Raw genomic sequence first — 5,482 nt, forward strand, 5'->3', positions numbered from 1 at the left:
CGTGGGAGTGGGTGAGCTCGTCCTCGGTGCGGCCGATGAAGCTGATCTCGGGGATGGTGTAGATGCCGATCTGCTGCAGGTGGTGTATGCCGGGCCGAGCGTCGCGTTCGGCAGCCACCCCACCTCGCTCCCGGACGTCCTGGACGTCCTGGCCGGCACCGCGGACCCCAACACCGCCGCGGTCGTCGAGAGCCGCTACCCGCGGACCGCGCTCGGCCTGCTCGCCGGCCTCGGCCTGGCCGTCGCGGGGACGCTCATGCAGGGCGTCACCCGCAATCCCCTCGCCGACCCCGGGCTCCTCGGCATCACCGGGGGCGCGTCCGCCGCCATCGTCACCGCCCTGGCCTTCCTCGGCGCGTCCGGCCAGTCGGCCGCCGTGTGGTGGGCCCTGCCGGGGGCGCTCCTGGCGGGACTCCTGGTCCATGTCATCGGTTCGGCGGGCTCCGGCGCCGGGCCGGCGCGGCTCGTCCTGGCCGGCGCGGTCGTCTCGGCGATCCTGACGGCCTACGTCCAGGCGGTGGCGCTGAGCAAGCCGCAGGTCTTCGACGGCTACCGCTACTGGGTGGTCGGCGCGCTGGGCGGACGGGACTTCGAGGTCCTGGTGTCGGTCCTGCCGCCGGCCGCCCTCGGCCTGCTGCTCGCCGTACTGCTGGGGCCGGCTCTCAACACGCTCGCGCTCGGCGACGAGTCCGCCTCGGCGCTCGGCGCCAACCCCGCGCTGACACGTTCGGGCGGGCTCCTGGCGGCGACGCTGCTGAGCACGGCGGCGACCGCGGCGGTCGGTCCCATCGCCTTCGTCGGCCTGGCCGTCCCGCACATCGTCAGGGCGCTCGTCGGCGTCGACATCCGCATGCAGATCGCGTTCTCGGCCGTCGTCGGCCCCGCCCTGCTGCTGCTGGCGGACGTCGCGGGCCGCGTGGTCCTGCGCCCGCAGGAACTGATGGTCGGCGTGGTGACCGCGCTCGTCGGGGCGCCGGCGCTGCTGCTGGCCGTACGCCGGATGAGGGGCACCGCATGACACGGCCCCGCCCCGCGTCCCCGCGCGGCTACGTCACGATCGGCCGCGCGGTGGCGATCCCCGCCGCGCGCGTCCCCGTCATCGCCGGGACCGTCACCGTGTCGCTCGTCGTCGCCGCCGCCGTCGCCACGCTGACGCTCGGACGGCTCGGCATCCCCCTCGGCGACCTGGTGGGCGCTCTCACCGGGGGCGCCGAGGGGAAGCAGGCGTTCGTGCTGGAGCGGCTGCGCGGCCCGCGCCTGAGCGTGGCCGTCGGCGTCGGAGCCGCGCTCGGCCTGTCGGGAGCGCTGTTCCAGACGGTCACCCGCAACCCGCTCGGCAGTCCGGACGTGATCGGGCTGAGCGCCGGCGCCGGGGCGGGCGCCGCGGTCGCCGTGCTGCTCCTGCCCGGCGTGCTGCCGGCGCCCGCCGGCGCCCTGGCCGGCGCCGTGATCGCCATGGCGCTGGTGTACGTGTCGACCGGGACCGGATTCCGTAACCCCGGCCGCCTCGTCGTCGCGGGCATCGGCGTCCACTCGATCTCCACGGCGTTCATCCAGTACGTCGTCTACGCCGTGGAGCGGGACAAGGCCACCGTTCTCACCGCCTACGTCAACGGCAGCCTGGCGGCACGCTCGTGGGAGCACGCCGCCACGGTCTGGGTGATCCTCCTGGCCGTGGCACCGCTCGTCGCGCTCATCGCCCGGCGTCTCGACATCTCCGAGCTGGGTGACGGGCTCGCCGCCGGGCTCGGCGCCGAACCGGAGCGGACCCGGGCCGTCGCCGTCACGCTGTCGATCGTCCTGTCCGCCGGCGCCGTCGCCGTCGCCGGGCCCATCGCGTTCGTCGCCCTGACCGCCCCGCAGATCGCCAGACGGCTCACCCGCGGGCCGGGCCCGCATCTGACGCTGTCCACACTCGTCGGCGCGCTGCTGCTGGTGCTCGCCGACCTCGCCGCGCAGCAGTCGCCGATCCCGGGCAACCTGCCCGTCGGCATCTACACGCTGGCCGTCGGCGGGCTCTACCTGGGATATCTGCTGACCCGTGAATGGAGAAAAGGAAGCCTATGAGCAGCCGGGCAGTGCCACGCGAGACCGGACTGGGCGCACGGGACGTGACGATCTCCTACGGCGGCGCCCCTGTCGTGCGCGACGTCAGCCTCGACATCCCGCACGGCGGGTTCACCATGATCATCGGACCGAACGGATGCGGCAAGTCGACCCTGCTCAAGGCACTCGCCCGCACCCTGAGACCCGGACGCGGACGCGTCCTGCTCCACGGCCGGGACATCTGGTCGTACCGGGGGAAGGAGGCCGCCCGCCACGTGGCCCTGCTGCCGCAGAACCCGATCGCGCCCGACGGCATCACCGTGGGCGGCCTGGTACGGCGTGGCCGCTACCCGCACCACACGCTGCTCCGTCAGTGGTCGCCCGACGACGACACCGCGATCGGCTCCGCCCTCGAACGGACGGGCATGCACGGGCTCTCCGAGGCGCGGGCGAGCGAGCTGTCCGGCGGTCAGCGCCAGCGCGCGTGGATCGCCATGGTGCTCGCGCAGCAGACGGACCTCCTGCTGCTCGACGAGCCGACCACCTTCCTCGACATCTCCCACCAGTACGAGCTGCTGGAGCTCTGCCGCGAGCTGCACGAGGACGGCAAGACCGTCGTCGCCGTCCTGCACGACCTCAACCAGGCCGCCCGCTTCGCCTCCCACCTGATCGTGATGAACGAGGGGCGGGTGTTCGCCGAGGGGCCGCCGTCGGAGGTGCTGACCCCGCGACTGGTCGAGGACGTCTTCCGGCTGGCGTGCGACATCGTGCCCGATCCCCGGACGTCCACCCCGATGGTGGTCCCTCACTCCCGCCGGCCCTGAGGACGTCGTGGCCGAGGGGCGCGGGCGGGTGGCGGCACGGCGTCCGGTCCTGCCGGTCCCGCCCGGTACGGGGATCGTCATGTGATCCAGCCGGTCACCCCGAGTCATGTGATCCACTCGGTCACCCTGATGTGAGACGCTTGCCTGGGCATGACGCGTATCGCATAGGAGTCCGTCCATGGACGTGATCGGGGACCTGCTCACCGGTGTGCGGGCGCGGGGGGCGGCGTTCTGCCGGTCGATCGCCTCTCCTCCGTGGGGGATCAAGTTCGCCGTGTCGACGCCGCTGTCGGTGGCGACGATGGTGCGCGGCCGGGCGTGGGTCACCGGCGCCGACGGCCGGGCCCGGCCGCTGCGGCCGGGCGATGTCGCGCTGGTCAAGGGCGGCCGGCCGTACGTGATCGCCGACTCCCCCGCCACGGCGCCGGCCGTGACCGTGTACGGCGAGGAGTGCGAGGGCGACGTGGTGGGGCCGGGCCCCGACGCCTACGGGGCCGCCGGCGGCGAGGCGCTGCTGGTGACGGGCGCCTACCGGATGGCGGGCGACCTGTCGGCGCGGCTGCTGTCGGCCCTGCCCGAGCTGCTGGTCGTCCCGGGTGACGACGTACGGCCGGCGCCCGCGCTCGACCTGATCAGCGCGGAGGTCACCGGCTCGGAGCCCGGCTCGCAGGTGGCGCTGGACCGGCTGCTCGACCTGCTGCTGGTGCTGCTGGTGCGGGCCTGGTTCGCCCGTCCGGAGGCCGGGACGCCGGCGTGGTACGCGGCGCTGGCCGATCCGCAGATCGGCCGGGCCCTGCGGCTGGTCCACGACCGGCCGGGCGCCCCCTGGTCGGTGGCGTCGCTGGCGGAGGCCGTGGGCATGTCACGGGCGGCGTTCGCCCGCCGGTTCGCCGCCCTGGTCGGCCGGCCGCCCCTGGCCTACCTGACCGAGTGGCGGATGGAGCTGGCCGCCGACCTGCTGCGGCGGCCGGGGGTGACGGTGGCGGCCGCCGCCGAGAGGGTCGGCTACGCCGACGCGTTCGGCTTCAGCGCCGCGTTCAAGCGGGTCCGCGGCGTACCGCCGAGCCGGGCCGCGCTCCGCTGACCCCACGGTCTTCGGTGCCCGCGCGGCGCCCGGCCGCCGCCGGGCGCGCGTGGGGTGACGCAGGGCACGACGGCCCGGGCGCGCGTGGGGTGACGCAGGGCACGACGGCCCGGACACGCGTGAAGGTGACGCCGGGCACGACGGCCCGGACACGCGTGAAGGTGACGCCGGACACGACGGCCCGGACACGCGTGGGGGTGACACCGAGTGCGCCGGCCCGGACACGGGGAGGCCGTGCCCGGTCCGGCGCGCCGGTGTCCGGTCAGGAGCGGACGCTCAGGGGTTGGGGGCCGGGGTCGCGGTGGCCGTCGGGGTCGGGGTCGGGGTCCCCGGAGCCGTCGGGGTGGGGACGGGCGTCTCCGGAGCCGTCGGGGTGGGGGCCGGGTCCGTCGGGGTGGGGACCGGCGGAACGGTGGGGGTGTCGGTCACCGTGGGGGTCGGGACCGGGGTCTGCGGCGGTGTGGGACAGGACGCCGGGGGCCGCCACTTGACCGTGCCGGGCCATCCCTGCCGGGGGTACCACCAGCCGTTGCCGTGCCGGATCTTCCTGCTCGGCCGTGACAGGTCGTAGACATAGGCGGCCGTGGCCGCCTCTCCCTCGCGCGTGGCGGTCAGGGCCACCCAGTCACCCTGCCTGACCTCGCTGTTGCCGCGTCTGCCCGCCACGACGCGGGTGTCGTCGGTGACCGTGTACGCCTGCTCGAAGCCGTCGCGGCTCCGTACGGTGATCGACTCTTCGGTCACCGTGGTCGCCTCGCCGGTCTGGGCGAACACCGTGACGAACACGCACGGGTCCTCCGTCCCGGCCAGGAACTCCCCGTGCACGGCACCGATGAACTCCAGGGGGTGCGCGGTGGGCGACGCCGTGGCGGTGGGCGTGGGAGCGGGGGTCTCCGTCGGTGTCTCGGTGGGTGTTGCGGTCGGTGTCCCGGTGGGTGTTCCCGTCGGTGTCCCGGTGGGCGTCTGGCTGGCCGTCGCCGTCGGGGTGGGCGTCTCCGCCGGCGGCGGCGCGGGCGTCGCCGACGCCGCCGTGGCCACCCCGAGGCCACCCGACGCCAGCAACGCCACAGTCGTGGCGACGATCAGCGGCCGTGGGACGCTCCTGCGTGCCCCGCCCGTTCCGATCGGCTCCCGCCCGTCCGGCCTGTCATGGTTGGTCGGTGTCACCATGTCCTCCCGTCTACGGTGTTCCGGTTGAACGCCCGCCGGCCTGAGGCGATACGAGATCATCGCGCACCCGCCCCGTCACGGACGACGATCACGGCGGTTCCACCGCGATGATCTTCCGACGGGCCCTCGGAGCCTGCCCGCTCCCATCCGGTCCATGCGGACGCCCGCCGCCCGGTCCCCGCGCGCCGGCGCCTTCCAGCAGCTCATCCCGGCGATCGGCGCCCGCAGAAAATCCGGCGCGGGCGGCCGGGGGGGGGGGGCCCGCGGCCCCCGCCCCCGCCCGCGCGCGCCCCCGCGCCCCCGCGGGCCGGGGGTGGGCTGGGGGCGGCCCCCCGCCCCCCGCGCGCCGCGGGGCGCC

General features: G+C 75.3%; 5 protein-coding genes. 4 read left to right on the plus strand and 1 reads right to left on the minus strand.

Going from position 1 to position 5,482, the window contains the following annotated elements:
* The first annotated feature begins 73 nt into the window (after positions 1-73).
* The 4 genes from ACWDS7_RS46150 to ACWDS7_RS46165 all read left to right on the plus strand — a co-directional run bounded on the left by ACWDS7_RS46150 (position 74) and on the right by ACWDS7_RS46165 (position 3,954).
* Positions 74-1,018 carry a FecCD family ABC transporter permease gene (locus ACWDS7_RS46150; RefSeq protein ID WP_451934463.1) on the plus strand — a complete coding sequence of 315 codons (945 nt, stop codon included), beginning with the start codon at positions 74-76 and terminating at the stop codon, positions 1,016-1,018.
* The gene (locus ACWDS7_RS46155) at positions 1,015-2,067 is read left to right on the plus strand and encodes a FecCD family ABC transporter permease (protein WP_451934460.1); all 1,053 of its coding nucleotides are present in this window, start codon (positions 1,015-1,017) and stop codon (positions 2,065-2,067) included. Before ACWDS7_RS46150 ends, ACWDS7_RS46155 begins: the two co-directional genes overlap by 4 nt.
* Positions 2,064-2,870, plus strand: a complete 807-nt coding sequence (locus tag ACWDS7_RS46160; protein WP_306858018.1) for an ABC transporter ATP-binding protein — start codon at positions 2,064-2,066, stop codon at positions 2,868-2,870. The genes ACWDS7_RS46155 and ACWDS7_RS46160 overlap by 4 nt, the downstream gene beginning before the upstream one ends.
* 178 nt (positions 2,871-3,048) lie before the next feature.
* On the plus strand, positions 3,049-3,954 hold the full coding sequence (locus tag ACWDS7_RS46165; RefSeq protein ID WP_451934461.1) for an AraC family transcriptional regulator: 906 nt from the start codon (positions 3,049-3,051) through the stop codon (positions 3,952-3,954).
* 276 nt (positions 3,955-4,230) lie between these two features.
* Here ACWDS7_RS46165 and ACWDS7_RS46170 read toward each other — a convergent pair whose 3' ends face one another.
* The gene (locus tag ACWDS7_RS46170) at positions 4,231-5,124 is read right to left on the minus strand and encodes a hypothetical protein (RefSeq protein ID WP_451934462.1); all 894 of its coding nucleotides are present in this window, start codon (positions 5,122-5,124) and stop codon (positions 4,231-4,233) included.
* Positions 5,125-5,482 lie beyond the last annotated feature (358 nt).

This window comes from Streptosporangium sp. NPDC003464, from assembly GCF_053588315.1.

What these genes read in the sequence shown, in the direction of transcription:
- ACWDS7_RS46155 (WP_451934460.1), top strand. Translation starts at nt 1,015, where the DNA reads ATGACACGGCCCCGCCCCGCGTCCCCGCGCGGCTACGTCACGATCGGC.
- ACWDS7_RS46160 (WP_306858018.1), top strand. Translation starts at nt 2,064, where the DNA reads ATGAGCAGCCGGGCAGTGCCACGCGAGACCGGACTGGGCGCACGGGAC.
- ACWDS7_RS46165 (WP_451934461.1), top strand. Translation starts at nt 3,049, where the DNA reads ATGGACGTGATCGGGGACCTGCTCACCGGTGTGCGGGCGCGGGGGGCG.
- ACWDS7_RS46170 (WP_451934462.1), bottom strand. Translation starts at nt 5,124, where the DNA reads ATGGTGACACCGACCAACCATGACAGGCCGGACGGGCGGGAGCCGATC.